At 28.6% G+C, this 20,602-nt stretch carries 20 protein-coding genes and 1 pseudogene; 6 read left to right on the forward strand and 15 right to left on the reverse strand.

The window, feature by feature from the left end:
- Positions 1-4: 4 nt before the first annotated feature.
- Together CORN_RS06525 and CORN_RS06530 are read left to right on the forward strand one after the other, a co-directional pair.
- A complete protein-coding gene (locus tag CORN_RS06525; RefSeq protein ID WP_066008493.1) occupies positions 5-568 on the forward strand; it encodes a DedA family protein in 564 nt (187 codons plus the stop codon).
- The gene (locus tag CORN_RS06530; RefSeq protein ID WP_066008494.1) at positions 565-1,821 is read left to right on the forward strand and encodes a ComEC/Rec2 family competence protein; all 1,257 of its coding nucleotides are present in this window, start codon (positions 565-567) and stop codon (positions 1,819-1,821) included. The genes CORN_RS06525 and CORN_RS06530 overlap by 4 nt, the downstream gene beginning before the upstream one ends.
- On the opposite strand, the gene CORN_RS06535 is transcribed toward CORN_RS06530, so the two are convergent.
- The 3 genes from CORN_RS06535 to CORN_RS06545 are packed head-to-tail and all read right to left on the reverse strand — an operon-like array spanning position 1,768 to position 4,663.
- A complete protein-coding gene (locus tag CORN_RS06535) occupies positions 1,768-2,580 on the reverse strand; it encodes a YihY/virulence factor BrkB family protein (protein ID WP_066008495.1) in 813 nt (270 codons plus the stop codon). The genes CORN_RS06530 and CORN_RS06535 overlap by 54 nt on opposite strands.
- On the reverse strand, positions 2,580-3,962 hold the full coding sequence (locus tag CORN_RS06540) for an FAD-linked oxidase C-terminal domain-containing protein (protein WP_066008496.1): 1,383 nt from the start codon (positions 3,960-3,962) through the stop codon (positions 2,580-2,582). The genes CORN_RS06535 and CORN_RS06540 overlap by 1 nt, the downstream gene beginning before the upstream one ends.
- On the reverse strand, positions 3,962-4,663 hold the full coding sequence (locus tag CORN_RS06545; RefSeq protein ID WP_066008539.1) for a plasminogen-binding N-terminal domain-containing protein: 702 nt from the start codon (positions 4,661-4,663) through the stop codon (positions 3,962-3,964). The genes CORN_RS06540 and CORN_RS06545 overlap by 1 nt, the downstream gene beginning before the upstream one ends.
- A 135-nt stretch (positions 4,664-4,798) precedes the next feature.
- Here CORN_RS06545 and CORN_RS06550 point away from each other — a divergent pair, with 135 nt between their 5' ends.
- The 3 genes from CORN_RS06550 to tpx are packed head-to-tail and all read left to right on the forward strand — an operon-like array spanning position 4,799 to position 7,833.
- The gene (locus tag CORN_RS06550) at positions 4,799-5,956 is read left to right on the forward strand and encodes a peptidoglycan DD-metalloendopeptidase family protein (RefSeq protein ID WP_066008497.1); all 1,158 of its coding nucleotides are present in this window, start codon (positions 4,799-4,801) and stop codon (positions 5,954-5,956) included.
- Position 5,957: 1 nt separating this feature from the next.
- Positions 5,958-7,301 carry a magnesium transporter gene (mgtE, locus tag CORN_RS06555; protein WP_066008498.1) on the forward strand — a complete coding sequence of 448 codons (1,344 nt, stop codon included), beginning with the start codon at positions 5,958-5,960 and terminating at the stop codon, positions 7,299-7,301.
- 13 nt (positions 7,302-7,314) lie between these two features.
- On the forward strand, positions 7,315-7,833 hold the full coding sequence (tpx, locus tag CORN_RS06560) for a thiol peroxidase (protein ID WP_066008499.1): 519 nt from the start codon (positions 7,315-7,317) through the stop codon (positions 7,831-7,833).
- Here the strand turns inward: tpx and CORN_RS06565 are convergent.
- From CORN_RS06565 to waaF, 6 genes and pseudogenes are all read right to left on the reverse strand, one after another.
- Positions 7,830-9,215 carry a replicative DNA helicase gene (locus tag CORN_RS06565; RefSeq protein ID WP_066008500.1) on the reverse strand — a complete coding sequence of 462 codons (1,386 nt, stop codon included), beginning with the start codon at positions 9,213-9,215 and terminating at the stop codon, positions 7,830-7,832. The genes tpx and CORN_RS06565 overlap by 4 nt on opposite strands.
- A gap of 12 nt (positions 9,216-9,227) precedes the next feature.
- Positions 9,228-10,130, reverse strand: a complete 903-nt coding sequence (gene cysK / locus CORN_RS06570; protein ID WP_066008501.1) for a cysteine synthase A — start codon at positions 10,128-10,130, stop codon at positions 9,228-9,230.
- 96 nt (positions 10,131-10,226) lie between these two features.
- The gene (locus tag CORN_RS06575) at positions 10,227-10,529 is read right to left on the reverse strand and encodes an HU family DNA-binding protein (protein ID WP_066008502.1); all 303 of its coding nucleotides are present in this window, start codon (positions 10,527-10,529) and stop codon (positions 10,227-10,229) included.
- Positions 10,530-10,607: 78 nt separating this feature from the next.
- Positions 10,608-11,744 (reverse strand): hypothetical protein, encoded by a 1,137-nt coding sequence (locus CORN_RS06580; RefSeq protein WP_066008503.1) that lies wholly within the window; start codon positions 11,742-11,744, stop codon positions 10,608-10,610.
- A gap of 8 nt (positions 11,745-11,752) precedes the next feature.
- Positions 11,753-13,257, reverse strand: a pseudogene (locus CORN_RS06585) (MBOAT family O-acyltransferase).
- On the reverse strand, positions 13,258-14,178 hold the full coding sequence (gene waaF, locus CORN_RS06590; RefSeq protein ID WP_066008504.1) for a lipopolysaccharide heptosyltransferase II: 921 nt from the start codon (positions 14,176-14,178) through the stop codon (positions 13,258-13,260). It abuts the pseudogene before it with no gap.
- A gap of 52 nt (positions 14,179-14,230) precedes the next feature.
- On the opposite strand from waaF, the gene CORN_RS06595 reads away from it, so the two are divergent.
- Positions 14,231-15,055, forward strand: coding sequence for a glycosyltransferase family 2 protein (locus CORN_RS06595; RefSeq protein ID WP_066008505.1), 825 nt, complete (start codon positions 14,231-14,233; stop codon positions 15,053-15,055).
- On the opposite strand, the gene CORN_RS06600 is transcribed toward CORN_RS06595, so the two are convergent.
- The 6 genes from CORN_RS06600 to CORN_RS06625 are packed head-to-tail and all read right to left on the reverse strand — an operon-like array spanning position 15,035 to position 20,600.
- Positions 15,035-15,751 (reverse strand): acylneuraminate cytidylyltransferase family protein, encoded by a 717-nt coding sequence (locus tag CORN_RS06600; RefSeq protein ID WP_047208541.1) that lies wholly within the window; start codon positions 15,749-15,751, stop codon positions 15,035-15,037. The two genes, CORN_RS06595 and CORN_RS06600, sit on opposite strands and share 21 nt — an antisense overlap.
- Positions 15,738-16,769, reverse strand: a complete 1,032-nt coding sequence (locus tag CORN_RS06605) for a nucleotidyltransferase family protein (RefSeq protein WP_066008506.1) — start codon at positions 16,767-16,769, stop codon at positions 15,738-15,740. Before CORN_RS06605 ends, CORN_RS06600 begins: the two co-directional genes overlap by 14 nt.
- Positions 16,766-17,926: a UDP-N-acetylglucosamine 2-epimerase gene (gene neuC, locus CORN_RS06610; RefSeq protein WP_094750324.1), complete on the reverse strand. Its 1,161-nt coding sequence runs from the start codon at positions 17,924-17,926 to the stop codon at positions 16,766-16,768. The genes CORN_RS06605 and neuC overlap by 4 nt, the downstream gene beginning before the upstream one ends.
- Complete coding sequence (neuB, locus tag CORN_RS06615; RefSeq protein WP_066008508.1) at positions 17,916-18,926, reverse strand: N-acetylneuraminate synthase; 1,011 nt, start codon at positions 18,924-18,926, stop codon at positions 17,916-17,918. Before neuB ends, neuC begins: the two co-directional genes overlap by 11 nt.
- The gene (locus CORN_RS06620) at positions 18,913-20,034 is read right to left on the reverse strand and encodes an N-acetyl sugar amidotransferase (RefSeq protein WP_066008509.1); all 1,122 of its coding nucleotides are present in this window, start codon (positions 20,032-20,034) and stop codon (positions 18,913-18,915) included. The genes neuB and CORN_RS06620 overlap by 14 nt, the downstream gene beginning before the upstream one ends.
- 2 nt (positions 20,035-20,036) lie before the next feature.
- The gene (locus CORN_RS06625) at positions 20,037-20,600 is read right to left on the reverse strand and encodes a PglD-related sugar-binding protein (RefSeq protein ID WP_047208542.1); all 564 of its coding nucleotides are present in this window, start codon (positions 20,598-20,600) and stop codon (positions 20,037-20,039) included.
- Positions 20,601-20,602 lie beyond the last annotated feature (2 nt).

Below are 20,602 nucleotides of genomic sequence, written 5' to 3' on the forward strand. Positions count from 1 at the left end.
TTACATGCAAGAAATGATAGATAATCTTAGCACTTATGGTTATTTGATTTTGTTTTTTTACTCATTTGGCGGAGGTATGGTAGCCATACTTGCCGCTGGAGTACTTTGTGCAAGCTCTACTAAACTTGATCTGCATTGGTGTATATTTTTAGCCTTTTTAGCTAATGCCATAGGCTCAACTTTGTTGTTTACTTTGGGAAAATACTATAAAAAAGACATAATGCCTTATTTTAAAAATCATAGAAGAAAAATTGCCCTTGCAATGATGAAAATCAAAAAATACGGCGATTTGCTCTTAATAGTACAAAAATTCATTTATGGAGTAAAAACCATCATTCCCATAGCAGCAGGTCTTTGCAAATTTAGTTTTATAAGATTTTTCATCATCAATACCTTATCTAGTTTGATCTGGGCTATCGTTTTAGGCTATGCTGGTTTTATTTTTGGAAATACTTTAAAAGAAGCCTTTGAAGCATTTACAAACTATCCTTATATAGCTCCTGCTTTTATAATCACTTTAATTTTTATTATATGGTTATATTTATCACGTTTTTCTAAGAAAAAATGAGTTTAAAATTCTCTATAAAAGATTCTTATAGAGAATTTTTAATTTTGCTATTATGTTTTTTAACAATTTTTAGTTTAAATCTTATCTATGAGTATAAAAAATACCAAAATTTTAAACTTACTAAGCATTTATTACTTAAAGATAATATTATTTTATCTTCTTATGAAAAAACTAATAAAAAAGGCAAAAAATATCAAGTCCTAAAACTTAAAAACTCTGATTTTGTTTTTTACACTACTAGTTTTAAAAATCTAAATTTAAGCAAAAATGATGTAATAAATCTTAGAATTATCACTAAAAATATTAACTTTAAAGATTATCTTAGTAAAAGTTTTTATGTGCCAAGTTATGATTTTAATAAAACTAAAATACAAAAAGAAAATACTTTAGTAGAGTATTTTTTAAGTCAACATCAAAATGAAAAAATCAAAGAATTTTATGGTGCTTTGTTTTTTGCAAAAAATGTATCAAGTGAACTTAGAAATGATATAAATTTTTATAATATCGCACATTTAATTGCTATTAGTGGATATCATTTAGGCTTGTTATTTAGCTTTTGCTTTTTGATTTTTACTCCTTTATATGCTTTTTTTCATAAACGATATTTTCCTTATAGAAGTTTAAAGCTTGATATTAGTATTTTTGCTTTCTTGCTTTTAATTTTATATATATTTTTAATAGACTTTAGTCCATCTTATACAAGAGCTTTATTAATGAGTCTTTTTGCTTTTTATTTATTTAGTAAAAATATCAAGATTTTAAGTTTTAAATTTTTATTTTTAAGCATAGCTTTTTGTATTAGTATTTTCCCAAAACTTCTTTTTAGCGTTGGGTTTTTATTTTCTATTTTGGGAGTTTTTTATATTTATTTATATCTTCATCATTTTAAAGATCAATTTTCAAACTTCACTCACGTTTTTTTGCTAAATATTTGGACCTTTTTAGCAATGATTATCCCTGTATTATACTTTTTTCCTTTACTTAGCTTTCAGCAATTTTTAGCCATACCTTTAAGTTTAGCCTTTGTAGTGTTTTACCCTTTAGTTTTAATATTACATATTTTTTCTTATGGAAATTTATTAGATTTGCTTTTAATACATTTTTTTGAGTTTAAATTGCATGCAATTAATCTATCAATACCTTTTGTATTTTATTGTATTTATTTAATTTTATCTTTAATCGCTATATTTAATAAATACTTAGCTCTTTTTGTAATTTCTCTTGGGTTTGTTCCCTTTATTTTCTTGATTTAAAAGCAAATAAGCCTTTAAGCCTAAAAGATAAATGATCCAAGAAATATAAATCCACAAAAAGAAAAATAATATTACAGAGAAAGAGCCATATACATTTAAATAAGTTTTATTATATACAGCATAATATACAAAAATCATCTTAGAAATATACCAAATCACAGAAGCACCAAAAGAACTAATGACTAAAGCTTTTAAATCACCTTTTTTACTTACTGAGCTTGAATAAGATATAAAAAATAATGCCCATATAATCACATAAGGCAAAATCTCAAAAAAATTTAAAGCGATATTAAAATCATCTAAGGTTTTTTGTATAAAACCTGAGATATAAAAACTTACCCCAAGCCCAAGTGGAGTTAAGGTTGCCAAAGTCCAATAAGAACTTATACTATGCCAAAGACTTTTAGAATCTTCCTCTAAAAGCTTATTAATCACATAATCATAACCTGAAAAAAAGGCCAAAGAAGTCAAAGCCATAGCCAAAAGCCCTATAAGTCCCAAATTTACGCTATTTTTTAAGAAAGTGTTGATGTATTGTATGATTAATTCTTGTTGAGTTGGGATTAAAAAAGTAAAAATTAAGTTTTTAATTCTTTCTTGATATATTTCAAAGCTTGGAATTTGGGTAAAAACCCAAAAACACAAAAATAAAAGTGGTATTAAAGATAAAATAGTATAAAAACTTAAAGCTGCAGCATAATTTAAAATTTCCTTATCTCTTAAAGCTAAAAGAATTTTAAATAAGTTTTTAAAATTCATCAAAGTCCCATTTTAAAAGGATTAAGTATATTATTTGGATCAAATGCTTTTTTGATGTTTCTCATTAATTCCATTTCAGCTTCACTAAAAGCAAGCCTCATAAAAGGGGCTTTTGAAATGCCTATACCATGCTCACCACTCAAAGTCCCACCTAAAGAAACTGTAAGCTTAAACACCTCTTCCACAGCTTCATAACCTTTTTTAACTAATTCAGGATTATTTTTATCACTTACCATTACATTAGTATGTACATTCCCATCGCCAGTATGACCAAAACAAGGAATTTTAAAACTATATTTTTTAGAAATTTCAGCTATACCTTTTAAAAGCTCAGGTAGTTTTGAACGCGGTACTGTAATATCCTCATTAAGCTTTAAATTTCCATACATTGCTATGCTTTGAGAGCAATTTCTTCTAGCAAACCAAATATCAGCTGCTTCTTGCTCATCTTTAGCTATTTTAAACTCTCTTACCTTAGACTCATAAAAACTTTCTTGCAAGATTTTTAAATCTGCTTCAATGGCTTCTTCTACATTACCATCTACATCAGCAATTAAAATCGCACCTGCATCCATTGGCAAGCCTTTTTGGAATTTTTGTTCTAATGCTTGTATACTTAATTGATCTAAAAATTCCATAGATACAGGAGTTACACCTTTGGCTAAAGTTTTATATACTGCATTCATCGCATCATCAATGCTGTTAAAAATTCCCATTGCAGTTTTTTTAAACTTTGGTAAAGCAACTAGCTTTAAAGTGATTTCACTAAGCACAGCCAAAGATCCTTCGCTTGCTATTAAAATTCCAGCTAGATTATAGCCTGCTACATCTTTTATAGTTTTTTTACCTGCTCTAATGATTTCTCCATTAGGTAAAACTGCTCTTAATGCCATTACATAATCTTTAGTTATGCCATACTTAGCAGCTCTCATACCCCCTGCATTTTCACCAACATTTCCTCCCAAAGAAGAATATTCCATACTCGCAGGATCAGGTGGATAAAACAAACCATATTCTTTTACTTTTTCTTGCAAAGCCATATTTATCACACCAGGTTGTACTACTGCAACCAAATTTTCAAGATCAATTTCTAAAATTTTATTCATATGTTTTTCAAAGCTTAGCACCACTCCACCATTAACAGCCAGACTTCCACCGGTAAATCCACTACCTGAACCCCTAGGAATGACTATGATTTTATTTTCATTGCAGTATTTTAAAATTTGACTAATATCATTTTCATCTCTTGGAAAAAGCACTCCATCGGGTAAATAATGTTTTTTAGTAGCATCATAGCTATACGCTCTTTTGTGAATAGGATCAAAATGAGCGTTTTGTACTCCTAAAAGATCTTGAAAGAATTTTTGATGAATTTCTTGCATTATTTTTCTCTAGTTAAGCTAATTAATTTTTCATAATATACATAATAATTCCCAATTGCTTCATCATTTAAGCTAAAAATATCGCTTTTATAACCCGTAATTCTTGAATAAAATGGAATTTGCAAACTTTGAGCTTGAGGTATGTTAAATTCTTCAATCTTACCAAAGTCTTGACAATCAACTATTTCAGCTTTCTTTTCTAAAGCTACTACTAAAACCCCAACTGCATTTTTTGAACAAAAAGATCTAAAGTCGGATCTTCTTGGGGTTTGGCGATATTCTTGTATCATATGCGCTCCAAATAAATCAGGATGTAGGAAATAAATTCCATTTAATTTTTGCGCTATAAAATCATATACACTTTTATCAGGAGCTATAATCAATGCTCTATCATATAAATAATTTAAAACTATTTTATCACCTACTTGCGGTAACACATTTGGCAAAGGCATGGCATCTTGAGCCAGCATATCAAAAACTTTAAATTGCAATTTAACCAAGCCGTTTTCACGCCCTATCACACTGGCTCTTGCGATGATAGATTTTTGCGTATCAATTTCATGTACAACTATACCGCTTGAGTGTAGTAAAATCCTAGGATCATCTTTTACATAACCATAAATATCATCTACTTTTTCAAGTTTTGTTTGTATCAAATCATAATTTTTAGCCTGCAAAATTGCTAAAAAACAACAAAACATTAAGATAATTCTTGACAAATCATACTCCTTAAAACAGTGTAAAAATTAAATTATATTGTTTTTTCCTTACAAAATTGTAAGAAAAATTAAGTAAAATACAAATTTATGTTTAAATTTTAGAAGGCTTTAAAAATCATGAAAAAAATTTTCATATCTTTGCTTATATCAATAAAACTTTTTGCTATTTCAAGTGTTGAAGAACTTTCTTGGGAAAATGGCAAAACTTTGCTTGATTTTTTACAAGATCACTCTATACCGCTTAATTTATATTACAATCTTGATACCGAAGACAAAGAACTAAGTGCAGAAATTGCAAGTGGCATAAAATATCAAATGTTAAAAGATGAACAAGGACAATTAGAGCAAGTCTTAATCCCAATTAGTGATGATTTACAAATTCATATTTATAAAAACAATGAAAACAAATTTGTATTAAGCTTTACCCCTATTTCTTATATAAAAGAAAAAAGAACCATTCGTGTAGCTATCAATAACTCAGCTTATCAAGATGTTTATGATGAAAGTGGTAGTGTAACTTTAGCAAGAGCAATGGTAAGAGCATTTAAAAATAGTGTTAATTTTAAAAATGTTAGGAAGGGCGATAGTGTAGTATTAATTTATGAGCAAAAAAGAAGATTAGGAAGGCTTTTTGGCGATATTAATATCCAAGCAGCTTTAGCCAATATTAGAGGTAAAGAATATTCTGTATTTTTGTATAAAGATTCTTATTATAATGCCCAAGGAAAAGAACTTGAAAATTTCTTTTTAACAAAACCGGTTAAATATACAAGAATTTCAGATCGTTTTACTAAGGCAAGATATCACCCTATTTTAAAACGCTATAGAGCACACTTAGGTATTGATTATGCTGCCCCAACTGGTACTCCAGTAAAAAGCGCCGGAGATGGAACGATTAGTTTTGTTGGAACAAAAGGTGGTTATGGCAAAGTTGTACAAGTAAAACACATGTCAGGTTATATGACTTTATATGCTCATCTTAGTCGTTTTGGTAAAGTCAAACGTGGTCAAAAAGTTAAGCAAGGACAAGTAATTGCTTATGTAGGTTCTACTGGTATGAGTACTGGACCACATTTGCATTTTGGACTTTATCTAAATAATAAAGCAATCAATCCTGAAACCATCGTTAAAATTCCAAAATCAAGTCTAAGCGGAAAAAATAAGGAAGAATTTTTAAAAATGGTAAAAGAGTATGAAAATCGCTTACAAAGTATAGATGAAAACTATAAAAATCCGCCAAAAGAACAAAATATAGAAAATTCTATGGAGCTTTGAAATGATGAATGATTTTTTAGAAGCACAAGAACTTTTAAAAAATACTTCTAAAGATCAAAGTACTTATGAAATTAATGAAGCCTTAAAAACTATCAAAAGATACAATGAAGAGCTCTATTTACAAACTCTTAAATCTTTTGATACTCACACACTTGCAAATGTAGCTATTATAACGCCTGATCATATACTAGAAGATATTTTAGAACACTTAAGCATTATAAAGATTGCAAAAGCAGTAGAAGAACTTGAAAGTGATGATGCAACTGACTTAATTAAGCGTTTTGAAGAGCTAAATCCACAAAAAACTTTAGCTATTTTAAACCGCTTAAGTTCTGAAGATAAAGAAGAAATTTTACGCCTTAAAAATTATGATGAAAATACTGCTGGTGCTTATATGCAAACAGAAATTTTTACAGCATCTATTGATGAAAGCATAGAAAAAGCAATCAAAAGATATAGAATTTTAAAACACTCAGGACAAGTAGATCAAATTTTTCAAGTTTATATCATAGATAATCAAGGAAAGCTTTGTAATGCTATTAATTTAAGCGATCTTTTGATTTGGGATTTTAAACTAAGTTTTGCAGATATTATTAAAAACAATAGTGAAAAATATAAATGCTATAGCATTAAAGATTATGAAGACATACAAAAAGCTATTGATATAGTAGAAGATTATGATTTGAGTGTTTTAGCGGTTGTAAATGATGATGAAGTGCTTTTAGGTAGAATTACCTATGATGATATTCACGATCTTATACAAGAAAATGCAACAGAGCAAATTTATAATTTAGCCGGAGTTGATGAAGATGCTGAAGAAGAAAGTGCTTTTAAAGCAGCCAAAGCAAGAGCTTTTTGGCTTATGATTAATCTTACCACCTCATTAATCTCAGCTAATATCATTAGCCTTTTTTCAGGTGAAATAGAACAACTTGTGGCTTTAGCAGTGCTAATGCCTATTGTAGCTTCTATGGGAGGCAATACAGGCTCACAAGCTTTAGCAGTAACAGTTAGAAAACTCTCACTCAACGAAGTAGAATTTAAAGATGCTAAAAAAGTTATATTAAGAGAGAGTGGAATTTCTTTACTTAATGGACTTATATTTGCTAGTATTATGAGTATTATAGCTTTTATATGGTTTAAAACAGCTCTTTTGGGGCTTGTTATAGCCTTATCAATGCTAATTAATCTAGCCTTAGCAGGCTTTGTAGGTTCCTTTGTGCCTTTAACTTTAAAAAAATTTAAAATCGATCCTGCAGTAGGCTCAAGTGTAGTAATTACAGCAATCACTGATGGTTTGGGATTTTTTAGTTTTTTGCTTTTAGCAAAAATGATTTTATTATAAAAAGGAAAAAAATATGGCAAGCATTATGTATAAAAATCAAGAAATAGAACTTATAGGAGATGAGCTAGAAATTGGCGATAATGCTCCAAAAGTAACCCTAAGAACTAAAAATCTTGCTCCGGTAGAAATAGCACCCCCTGGAAAAACTCAAATTTTATTAACCTTTCCTAGTTTGGATACTCAAGTATGCTCAAAACAAGCCAAAGAAACCAATAAAAGACTAACTTCAATGAAAAATATTGAAGTTATTACCATTAGTATGGATTTGCCTTTTGCTATGGATCGTTTTTGCGCTACTGAAGGGATTGACGATATTATCGTTGCAAGCGATTTTGCTTTTAAAGATTTTGGCACCAACTATGGAGTATTAATAGGCAATAGTCCTTTTGCAGGATTATTAGCTAGATCAGCTTTTGTAGTCAAAGATGGAAAAATAGTTTATAAACAGCTTGTAGAAGAACTAATGGGCAAAATTGATTTCAAAGATTTAGAACTTTTTATGCATAGAAACTATGGTTACCCTTTGAATTAACCTTCAAAGCTTGTAACCACAAAATCTTCTTTTGGAGCTTCAATAAAGCACGATTTTTCTTTTAAGAAAAGCAAATCCACATGCCCTACAGGACCATTTCTATTTTTACCTATAATAAGCTCAGCCTTTTCTTGCATAGGATTTGGTATAAATTTTCTCTCATAAGTTTTGCCTTCATTTTTTGCTTTATTTTCTCTTTCTTTTTCTTCTTGTTCTCTATAAACTTCATCTCTATATACAAATAAAATAGTATCTGCATCTTGTTCTATAGCACCGCTTTCTCTTAAATCACTTAACATAGGGCGTTTATTAGCTCTACTTTCTAATGAACGATTAAGTTGAGATAAAGCAACCACAGGCATATTTAACTCTCTTGCTAAAAGCTTCAAGCCTCTTGAAATTTCACTTACTTGCAAATGCCTATCATTAAAAGCTGAATTACTCATCATAAGACCAATATAATCTACCACGCAAAGCTCAATGCTTTCATCTTGAGCTTTGATTTTGCGTAAAATGGAACGAATATCTGCTATACTAGCATAACCGCTATCATAAATATAAAGATTTTTTTGTGCATATTCATTACAAGCATCACTCACTCTATCCCACTCATCATCATTTAAATCTGCGATTAGAATTTTTTGCAAAGGAATGAAAGTTTTTGCACTGATTAATCTTTGCATAATTTGAGTAGCAGGCATTTCTAGTGAAAACATCACAACACCTTTGTTTTGCCTTAGTGTTTTTTCTATAAAATTAAGACAAATCGTAGTTTTTCCCATACCAGGGCGCGCAGCGATGATTACAAGATCACCAGGTTTAAAGCCTTTTGTCATTTTATTAAGCTCACTAAAACCTGTATCAAGTCCTAAAATATCTTTATTTTCAGCTTCTTTTTGCTTTTTAAACTCATCCATAAGCTCAGACATAACCATAGTCATATCTTTAATACTATTACTATTTACACGGTTAGTAAGATTAAAAATTTCTTTGCCTATTTCATCTGAAATTTGAGAAATGCTTTTATCTTCATTTACCCTTGTAGGTATAGTATAAGCAAAATTTAAAAGCTGGCGTCTAATGGATTTTTCTCTTAGTTCATATGCATATTTACTCACATCTGCTATGGAAGTAGTGGCTAAAACTTCAGCTAAAATTTGCTCATCTACTTTTTTATGTTTTCTTATAAAACTTGCACTTATTGGCTCACCTGCATTCACACAAGCTAAAATCGCTTTGTAAATATCTTGATGGGCTTTGAGCGAAAAATCATTAATCTCAATATCTGAAGAAATACTAAAAAAAGAATCCTCGCTATATATACAAGAACTTAAAATTGCTCTTTCAAGATCTAAATCAAAATGTTCATTATTTTGACTCATACATACTCCAAATTATAAATTTGCAAACAAATCAGTTGATAAATATCGCTCAGCTGTATCATTTAGCATAGTCAAGACTTTTTTATCAGGATTTTCTAAAGCTATTTTCCTAGCCATATATACATTTGCTCCACTTGAAATTCCTGCCATTATACCGTTTTTACCAAGCTCTAAAGCTGTATTTATAGCATCTTCATTACTTACACAAACTATCTCATCTATGATTTTTTGATTTAAAATTTTAGGAATAAAATTTGCACCTATGCCTTGGATTTTATGGCTTGCAGCGGTATTTTGACTCAAAAGTGGCGAAGCCGCGGGCTCTAAAGCGATGATTTTGATATTAGGATTATGCTCTTTTAAAATTTCTCCTACCCCACTAATAGTCCCGCCTGTACCAAAACCTGCTAAAAAAATATCAAGATCGGGCAAAGCTTTTAAAATTTCTAAAGCAGTATTTTTTTTATGTGCGTTTTTGTTGTTGATATTTTCAAATTGACTTACCATAAATGAATTTGGAATTTCACTCAAAAGCTCATTAGCTCTATCAAGCGCTCCTTGCATGCCTTTGCTCGCTTGAGTAAGCTCTAGCTTTGCGCCAAAAAAACTCATCATTTTTCTACGCTCAATACTCATAGACTCAGGCATAGCAATGATAAGCTTAAGCTTTAAACTTGCACAAATCATTGCTAAAGCTATACCAGTATTTCCACTTGTAGCTTCTATAATGGTTGTTTCTTGATTAATCTTACCTTCATTTAAAGCTTGTTTTATCATCTCTAAAGCCGCTCTATCTTTTATAGAATGACTTGGATTAAAATACTCACATTTAGCATAAAGATTTGGAGCCAATTCTTTTAAAGAAATAATCGGAGTGTTGCCTATACAATCTAAGATACTATTATAAATTGACATTGTTTTCCTTATAATTTTTTAAAAATAATATCAAAAGAAAATTAATACTTAATCTATAAAGAAAGACGCAAAAGTTAAAAACTTTTGCGCAAAGAATTATTTTTTAGCTTTTTTAGCAGTTTTAGCAGCAGCAACTGCATCTTTAAGGTTTTTACCTACTTTAAATTTAGCAACTTTAGTAGCAGGTACTTTGATAGTAGCACCAGTGCTTGGCACTCTAGCTTCTCTAGCAGCTCTTTCAGCTACAGAAAATGTACCAAAACCGATAAAACTAATGCTATCACCTTTAGCTAATACATCAGTAATAGTAGTGATTACTGCATCAGTAGCTGCAGTTGCATCTTTTTTAGTTAGCCCAGCAGTTTGAGCAACTTGAGAAATAAAATCTGCTTTAGTCATAAAAAGCTCCTTGATTAAAAATGATTGTTAAGTTTAACACATTTATCAAGCTTTTGCAAGGGTTTTTACATATAATTGCTAATTTTCATTATTTGCCTCTGGAAAATATTTTTTTATAGCTTTTATAAATTCATCAATATTGTATTTTCTAATTTTATTTTCAAAATTTTCAAGATACTCATCAATATTAGTCTTAGTAAGAATATTGGTTTGGTTCTTTATTGCCATAAACTGTATTTCATTCATATCAATGTTATAATGCGTCAAATCTCTGTAATTTGCAATATCATCCGCATAATCTAAATCATCAAATCCATATATTTTAGTATTTTGATATTTACTAGCTTCTAAGACAACCCACCGAAGAATAGATTTGATTCTATTAAAATACAATCCCCTATCTCCGTTATCAATTGAATAAAATAAACGAGAATAAGATGGTATTAAAATATCAAAATCAACATGAGGGTTTTTTTCGATTATTTTAAACAAATAGACTTTTAAAATATTTTGCATTTGTTCCATCTTTACTTGCATTTCATTGTAATTATTTTTTATTATAAATTTTGAATGTCGTATTTTCTCAAAGGCAAAATCTGTTCCTTTGTAATGTTTTGATGATTTCAACCAATTATCAAAACCACCAAATCTGTGTCCTACATCATTTATCCAAAAAGTTCTTGAATCTAAGTCTTTATTTTTGCTACAATCATTATTAATATTTAAAACACAAAATAAAAATCTTTTTTGTAAATAAACTAGTATATCATTATAATAATTATCATCATATAAAAAATCAAAGTATTTTGTATCTCTTGTAGCTAAATCTAAAATCATTGTTAGATCCAAGGAATAAATCACGCGTTTGATATTTTTATTTTTTAAAAAAGCATAATTTAAAAAAATAGCCCTTTCGTTAAAATAAAGTCCCGGGGAAGATATATTAATAAACCGTTCATTTAAAAGAAGGCTAGCTTTCTTAGGAGAAGAATTTTCCAACATAGAACTACCTATAATAATACTATCAAAATCATAATTCTTAATTATTCCTTGGTTAGCTAATCTAGAATCCTTGTCAAAGCTTTCTGCTCTAAACCAAGGTTTATGATAAAGCATTAGAGGATCGTATATAAACATATAGACAAGATAACAAAAAATAAAAGGTAGGGGTATAAATAAAACCTTTAACACGAATTTTTTATATGATTTAAACATTTTTATCCTTAGAAATTAAAATAAATAAATTCAGTATAAGGAATTACTCCTAAAATAAATATAGATGTATATAAGAAAAATATAACAACTAAAATATAAAATACATTTGGTTTCATAACATTAGTTTTTTCAATACTATTTTTAAACCCAACACATAAAATCATACAAACGATGATGTAAATTAAAGTTTCATTACTACCATTGATGGAAGCCAAAGTATGTTTCCATCTTGAATAAAACCTGTACGGCAATTCCACCCAAGTTATACCAAACATAGCCTTTAATAAATTTATAGCTCCTTGGATATTCTCACTTCTAAAAAATATCCACGCAAGATTAATAAAATTAAAAGTTATAAACCATGCAAATATTTTATAAACAATATTTTCTTTAAATTTAGCATTTGGGATTATAAATGTATATATTCTATGAAGCACCATAGCTAATCCATGCAATACTCCCCATATCACAAAACCCCATCCAGCTCCATGCCATACTCCACTAACAAAAGCCACTATAAAAAGATTTCTTAAATTTATAATCTTAGAAATCCTATTGCCGCCTAAAGGTATATATAAATAATCTTTTAAAAATTTACCTAATGTTATATGCCATCTTCTCCAAAAATCACTTATGTTCAATGCTTTATAAGGAGAATTAAAATTAATAGGAAGTTTTATACTAAAAAATAAAGCTATACCTATAGCCATATCGCAATATCCACTAAAATCAAAATAAAGTTGAAAAGTATAAGATAAAGAAGTTGCCCAAGCTTCAAAAATATTTAAAGCACCTCCATTTTCAACTATCTTAAACCCTGCATTAGCCCAAAGTGCAAAAGAATCGGCAATATATACTTTCTTAAATAAACCCATAGAAAATATAAATAATCCTTTAGCTATATTTTCCCAATTAATAAGAATGGAATTGTCCCAAAGCATACTCTTAAATTGAGGCATCATTTCTTTATGATGTACTATTGGACCTGCTATAAGCTGAGGAAAAAATGTTATGAACAAAGCATAATCTAAAATATTTATTTTGTATGTATTTTCACTTTTTAAACTTTCTATATTTGTTCTTTTATAACAATCTACTAAAAAAGCAATTTGTTGAAAAGTAAAAAAAGATATAGCTAAAGGTAATAATATATGTGGCAAAGGAATATTAAAATCTAGTTGGGTTATTTGAAAAAATACATTAAAATTTTCTAAAAGAAAATCAGTGTATTTAAAAAAAGCAAGTAAAGCTAAATTAAAAAACACACCACTATAAAATAACAATTTTACTTTTTTTCTATTAAGTAAAATTAAATTTGCAAGATAAAAATTCACACCCATAGAAAGCAATAAAATCAAAACATATTCAACCTTCCAAAAAGCATAAAAAAATAAACTTGCTAAGACTAAAAATAATTTTGCGCTTTGAATATGATTAAATTTTTAAGCATATAAAATATAATTAAAACTATAGGTAAAAATATAAATATAAATTCATAAGAACTAAAAACCATTTATACTCCTGAAAAATTTCTTGCTAAATTTATCACCACATCAGGCTTTAAATCTTTCATGCATTTGTGGTGTTTTAAAGGGCAGACCTTTTGCATACAAGGCATACAAGCTAGATCAAGATGAGCTATTTTAGCATTTTCTTGCCAAGGCGATGTTTGGCTGAATTTGGTCGAGCCAAAAACAGCCACCGTTTTTACCCCATAAGCTGCACCTATATGCATAGGACCACTATCATTTGTGATGAGTAAATCAAGCATAGAAATATTTTTACATAAAGTATAAATACTAGTTTTACCACAAAGATTTTTTGCTTTTATGCCTTCTTTTAAAAGATAATGCTCAATTTCATCACAAATTTCTCTCTCACTTTCTACTCCAAAGATTAAAATTTGATGAGTGGAGCTAAATTCTTTTGCTACCCTTGCAAAATAGCTCGCTTCCCATCTTTTCGCACTTCCAAAATGTGCACCTGGGTTTATACCTAAAATTTTTTGAGTTGATTTTGCTTTTATAGGGAGTTTTAAAGCATTTGAAGTGGCTTTAAAATTTAAAGCTTTTTCTATGAAATTTAAGTATTTTAAAACTTGATGTTCTTCTTTTAGAATATTTTTATCAAAATAAAATCTTTTCTTTGTTTTGATTAGATTTAAAACAATCTTACTTGAAAATGCCGAGCGAAATGAAAAAGCTAGATCAAATTTACCAAGATTTTTTCTAGCTTGTAAAATCTGCCTATATCTTTGCTTTTTATTTTCTACTAAAATTTGAGCATTTTCAAAGCGTTTAAAAAGCTCTGTACTTACAAAAGAACCATAAAAAGTAAATTTAGCTTGGGGGTATTTTTCTTTTATAGCATAAATAGCCACACTAGACATCACCGCATCTCCAAGCCAAGTAGGAAGGTTGATAAAAATATTCATGATTTTCCTTAAAAATAAAAGCTATAATTATATCAAAAAATAAAGAGCTAAAATGAGTCAAATTTCCATCATACTACCAACTTATAATGTAGAAAAATATATAGCTAGAGCATTAGAAAGTTGTATAAACCAAACTTTTAAAGATATAGAAATCATTGTAGTAGATGATTGTGGAAGTGATAAAAGTATAGATATAGCCAAAGAATATGCTAGTAAAGATGATAGAATAAAAATCATACATAATGAAGAGAATTTAGGGACTTTTGCTAGTAGAAATATAGGTGTATTAAATTCAAGTTCACCCTATATAATGTTTTTAGATCCTGATGATTATTTAGAGCTTAATGCTTGTGAAGTTGGGCTTGAAAAAATTAAAAATGTTGATATGGTAGTGTTTGATGCATATGTACATAGGGTGAAATTTAAGAAATTTTATAGATTTAAGCAAGATGAGTTTTTTAACAAAAATAAATTTTTGGAATTTTTATTTAAGCAAAAGCATTTTTGCTGGAGTGTTTGGGCAAAAGTATATAGGAAAAATTTGATTTTAAAAAGTTTTGAATATATTGATTTCAAAGAAAGACTTTGCTATGGAGAGGATGTGCTTTTTAACTATATAAATTTTATGCTAAGTGAGAGTTTTTTTGTATCGAAAGAATGTATATACCGCTATGAATTTAATGAAAATGGTAGGTATGAAAACAAAAATAAAGAAATTTTATGGCAAAATTACGAGCATAAAAAGCAAAGTTTAAAACACATTAAAAAATTAGCTAATATTTTTCCATATAAGCATTTTAATGAAAAAATATTAGAAGTTTTAGAAAAAGAAATTTTAGGGTTAGAGAGTAGGATTTTAAATATACTCGCTTTTTAACAACAAACTAGCCATTTTCAAATCATAATCCGTATCAATATCTATAGAATAAATAGACTCCATTTTATAAGCAAAACTATTTGGCATAAAAAAACCTTTATATTGCATAAATTCTTTTATTTTTGCTATATAAATAGCACCATTAAGTCTGTAATATTTTTCTAAATCCTGTGAGCGTAAATTTTTAATCTCTGAAGACAAAAATAAATCCATAGCACCATTTTCTGGTATGGTATTGCTCCAAAGAGGAGAGTGTTCACACTCACAAACGCTAATTACAGAATTAGCTTTTTTCTTAAAAAATAAATCCAATGCCTCATCAATATGTTTATTATTTCTCAAAGGACTTGTAGGTTGTAACAAAACAATATATTTAAAACTTATATTTTTATTAGCATAAAAATCAATAATATTTTTTATAACATCAAAAGAAGATGATGTATCATCTGATAAAGATCTATCTCTTAAATAAGGCACTTGCGCTCCATATTGCATTGCTATCTTTGCATATTCTTGAGAATCTGTGCTAACTATAACATTTTTTATATATTTAGACTTTAAAGCAGCTTCAATACTCCATGCAATTAAAGGTTTGTTCTTTAAAATTTTAATGTTTTTGTGAACAAGACGCTTACTTCCACTACGCGCGGGAATGATAGCCAAAATCTTATTTAAATCATTCTCAATTATTTGCATCAATAATCGCCTTTTCGTATTCTTCAAGCCTTCCTATATCAATCCAATAATCTTGCAATATATAAGAATTTATTTTTATTTTTTTATCTAACAATCGCTTAATCAAATTAGGCATATCCAAATACACATCTTTTTTGATATACTTTAAAACTTCTGGTTCTAATACATAAATTCCAGCACTAACTAAAAATTTCTGCATAGGCTTTTCTTCTATATCTTTTATATCATTGTTAGAAATTTTCACAACACCATAAGGAATTTGATACTCAAATTCTCTAAGTACCACACTCATCATCGCTTTACTTTTTTTATGCTCTTGAACAAGTTGATCAAAATCAAGCTTAGTTAAAATATCTCCATTCATAACAATAAATGATTTTTTCATATCTTTTATCAAAGACAAAGCTCCAGCAGTACCAAGTTTTTGTTTTTCTTTAACATAAGAAATTTCAACACCTAAACTTTTACCTTCTTGAAAATAATCACAAATAACTTCTTTTTTATAATTTACACAAAATATAAATTTTTTAAAACCTTGCTCTTTGAAATTTAAAACAATATTTTCAAGTATTGGTTTTTTACCTATTTTTAACATAGGTTTTGGAGTATTTTTAGTAAGTTCACCCAATCTACTTCCAAGACCTCCAACCATTAGAACTACTTCATTTTCAAAACTTTTTTCTTTAAGAATTGAAGCAATAGATTTTATAGCTATAACTTCATTTTCACTATTTAAGACGGGAAAATCATAAATATCAGTTTGACTAGCTAATTTTAAAAGCTCTTCTTTGCTTATATTTTCTTTAATAGTTAGCGAATTCTTAGTATAAATTGTTTCTATACTATCTTCAAGCTTTTTACCATTTAATAAAGCCCTTCTAATGTTAGAATCACTAATTACACCTAAAAATTTATCATTTTCTACCACTAAAGCTATTCTAACACGCTCGCTACCTATAATTTTTAAAGCTTCTTGAATACTTGCATTTTTAGTAAGTTTTAATTTTTCAATACTCATTGCATATCCACAAATTTTTTATATAAAATTTTTTCCAAAGAAATATTTTTTAAAATATCCTTTATCATTAGACTTGTATTTTTACCTTCACATTCAAAAGGATTAATGAAATTTTTTAGCTTATTTTGATATTCTTTGGTATTAGCATACAAAAACGCTTGTTTTAAATGATAAATATCACAATTTATAATATTATCGGCCAAAATTCTTCCTTCTTGCCTGTTGCCTATATTGATACAAGGAATTCTTAAAAAAGGACTTTCGCAAATTCCACTAGAGCTATTTCCTATAAGCATATTTGCTATCTTCATTAAACTTAAGTATCTTTTAGAGCCCAAATTATCAAATAACTTTGCCTTATGAGATTGTTTTATACAATACTCATTTAAAAGCTCATTAATATATAAACCATTCTCATCAGCATTTGCTTTCGTAAAAATTAAAGTAGAATTTTCCAAACTATCTAAAAATTCAAGCAATAATTTTATTTCTTTTTTAACGCTTGATTTTTGTATCGTTTGAGGATGATAAGTTATTAAATATATATTTTCAGTAAATATAAAATTCAATTCTTTTTGCAAATCTTCCTTACTTAGAAAAATCATATTCTTGATATTTTCTCCACCTAAAGAACCTACATTAAAAACTCTATCTTCACTTTCTCCAAGTTGCAAAATTCTATTTGCATAAGTTTGAGTACTAACAAAATGCAAATGCGCCATTTTACTAATAGCATGCCTAATGCTATCATCAATAGCTCCCAAAGTAAGCTCTCCTCCGCAAAGATGTGCTAAGGGAATTTGCATAAGCAAACAAGTACTAGCACAAGAGAGCATTTCATATCTATCGCCCAATATCACTACAATATCAGGTTTTAATTCTTCAAAAGCTTCGCAAAGTGAAATTTGCAAAAGCCCCATACTTTTACAAATACCTACACTATTATTACCATTAAGCAAAATGGGAATTTTTTTATCTATTTTAAATTCCTTTTCAATTTCTTGATAAGTAAAACCAAAATCTTGACTTAAATGAGCTGCTGTAACAATAAGCTGCAAAGTTAATTCATTATCTTGTTTGATGTATTTGCATAAATTTCTTAACAAATACCACTCAGCTCTAGTGCCACTAATAATACAAATTTTTCTATTCATCAATTAACTCATCTTCAGCATATTCTCTACTAGCAATTTTACCTAAATATTTATCATATTCCATAGCACAAATTCCATCCCCTGGTCGCTTTGTAGTAAGGTTTTCTTCGCTAAAACATTCGCCTTTTTTTATAGCTTTTTTAGCCACAAGAGACTTTCTAGCAATGACTTTATTTTTGCTTTCGCTTTTACTTGGAATTTTAATACCATCTCCAAAAGCTTGTTCTAACTCTCTTATAGATTTAATCATAGCTTTTAATTCTTCAGGTTCTAAGGATGCTTGATGATCAGGCCCTTGCATACTTTTATCTAAAGTAAAATGTTTTTCTATCACGCAAGCTCCCATAGCTACAGCTGCTATAGGTATAGTTATACCCAAAGTGTGATCAGAATATCCCACAGGCAAGCAAAAAGCTTTTTTTAAGGTTTGCATAGCCCTTAAATTTACATCTTCAAAAGGCGTAGGGTATTCAGTGTTACAATGTAAAATGATGATTTTATCTCTTTGGGTTCCATTTTGCACCAAAATATCTAAAACTTTTTCAATCTCACCTAAAGTAGCCATTCCAGTTGATAAGATGATATTTTTATTAAAACTAGCAATTTTTTTTAAGTAAGGAAGGTTGGTTAATTCTCCGCTTGGAATTTTAAAAATTTCTATATCAAACTTTACAAGCAAATCAATACTTTCTAAGTCAAAAGCAGTAGAAAGAAATTTAATATTAAATTTTTTACAATGTTCTATTAAAATTTCATGATCTTGTTTAGAAAGTTCTAATTTTTTAACCATATCAAGCTGGCTTTGATTTTCATCAGTAGTTTGGAGTTGATACTCTGCTTTTTTAGCATTTTTGCTTATGCAATTTTTAGCTACAAAAGTTTGAAATTTCACAAAATCAGCCCCAGCTTCACTAGCTACTTCTATAAGCCTTTTGGCTAAATTTATATCGCCATTATGATTAACTCCAGCTTCTGCTATGATTAAGGTTTTATTGTATTTCATTTTTTAATTTATATTCTCCAAATTCGTTCTTATAAAATAACTCTTTATTATAATGCTTTTCTACTATACTCCAAAATTTAGATTTTGAAATACCTAAAAAATCACAAAAATCTTCTATACATTTATTATCCAAATTATGATCTTTTTGTTTTACAATTTTTACGGCTTCATCTCTGCTTAAAAGTCCATATCTTATAAATCTAGCCGCATAATCACTAGCCATGGCATGGCCAAATTTTGGGTATTTCATCCATGGATGAATTAAATAAGCAATACTATCAACTTGATCAAAATTTTCAGCACAATGTTTCCTGTCCCATTCTCCATTTAAATCACTAAAGCCTCTATTTTTAGCAAAAACATAATTAGAATAAGAATTCCACTTAACAAAATAACTCAAGTATATAGGATGAAGATTACCTATATCGTCTTTTTGTGGATCAAAAAACAATTGCAAATTCTCTTCCTTTATTTCATCATCTATAAATTCATTAATATCCAAATCACTCGCTACCCCATTTAAAAAAATACCACTTGCATCAGGAGTTTCGACGTTGTCATTCCCGCCATATTCATATGAAATATTTTCTCCATAGACAAGCAAAGGTGTGTTAAATTTCAAAGCCATAGCAAAAGGGTAAGAGTAGATTAATCTATCTATAAACCAAGTAGGTTTTCCATACTTTTCAAAGGTTTTCAGCATAACTTTTTTTTGAGTTTTTATATCAGGTTTTAAACTTATAAGATGACAACCAAATTCTTCAGAAATATTTTTTAAATTTTTCTTCCCAGCTTCAGTCATAGTAAAATTATCTTCTACGCTAAATAAAATAGGATTCATTCCTAGTTTCTCTTTCATAATATGTACTTGAAAATGAGAATCTTTACCCCCACTTACCGCAATAGCACAATCATACTCACACTTACCATTCATTCTTCTATATTTATCACAAAGTTTTTCTAATTCTTTAAATCTAGCTTCATAATCAATATTTTCTTTATTTTGATGATTTACACAAGCTGAACAAATATTTTTTCCATTTTTATCTTTACTAAATTTTATTCCTGGTCTCGTATCTGGCATCACACAATAATCACAATATTTCATCGTTATACTCCTTTCATATATACTATACTATTTTCATCTAAAATACTACCATGTTTTAAATGAGTATTTGACCCTAAAAAACTATGCTGCTTTATCAAACAACCCCCATTAACAACACTAGCTGTACTAATATGACAAAAATTTTCAATTATAACATCATGTTCAACCAATGCCTTTGAATTTATTATACAACCTTTACCTACCTTGACATTTGTATTTACCAAGGCATGATGCATTATTATACTTGCCTCATCAATAAAAGATCTTTTTGACACATGAGCAAGCGGCGAAATAATAGTTGGCAATCTAAAACCTATAGTTTTCAACTTATCATAAATTTGCACTCTTGGCAATGAAGTTTTAATTTGTCCAATACCAATTAAGGCATATTTATATTCTTTAAATAATTTTTTTAAATCATCATCATTCCCAAGCAATGGATAATACGCACTTTCTATACCATTATCCACAAAACCAGCAATTTCAAATTTACCCTCAAGCTCTATAACTTCCATACACGCTCTTGCATGTCCTCCAGCTCCAATAATGATTATTTTTTCTTTCACAA

The organism is Campylobacter ornithocola (assembly GCF_013201605.1).
GTDB lineage: Bacteria > Campylobacterota > Campylobacteria > Campylobacterales > Campylobacteraceae > Campylobacter_D > Campylobacter_D ornithocola.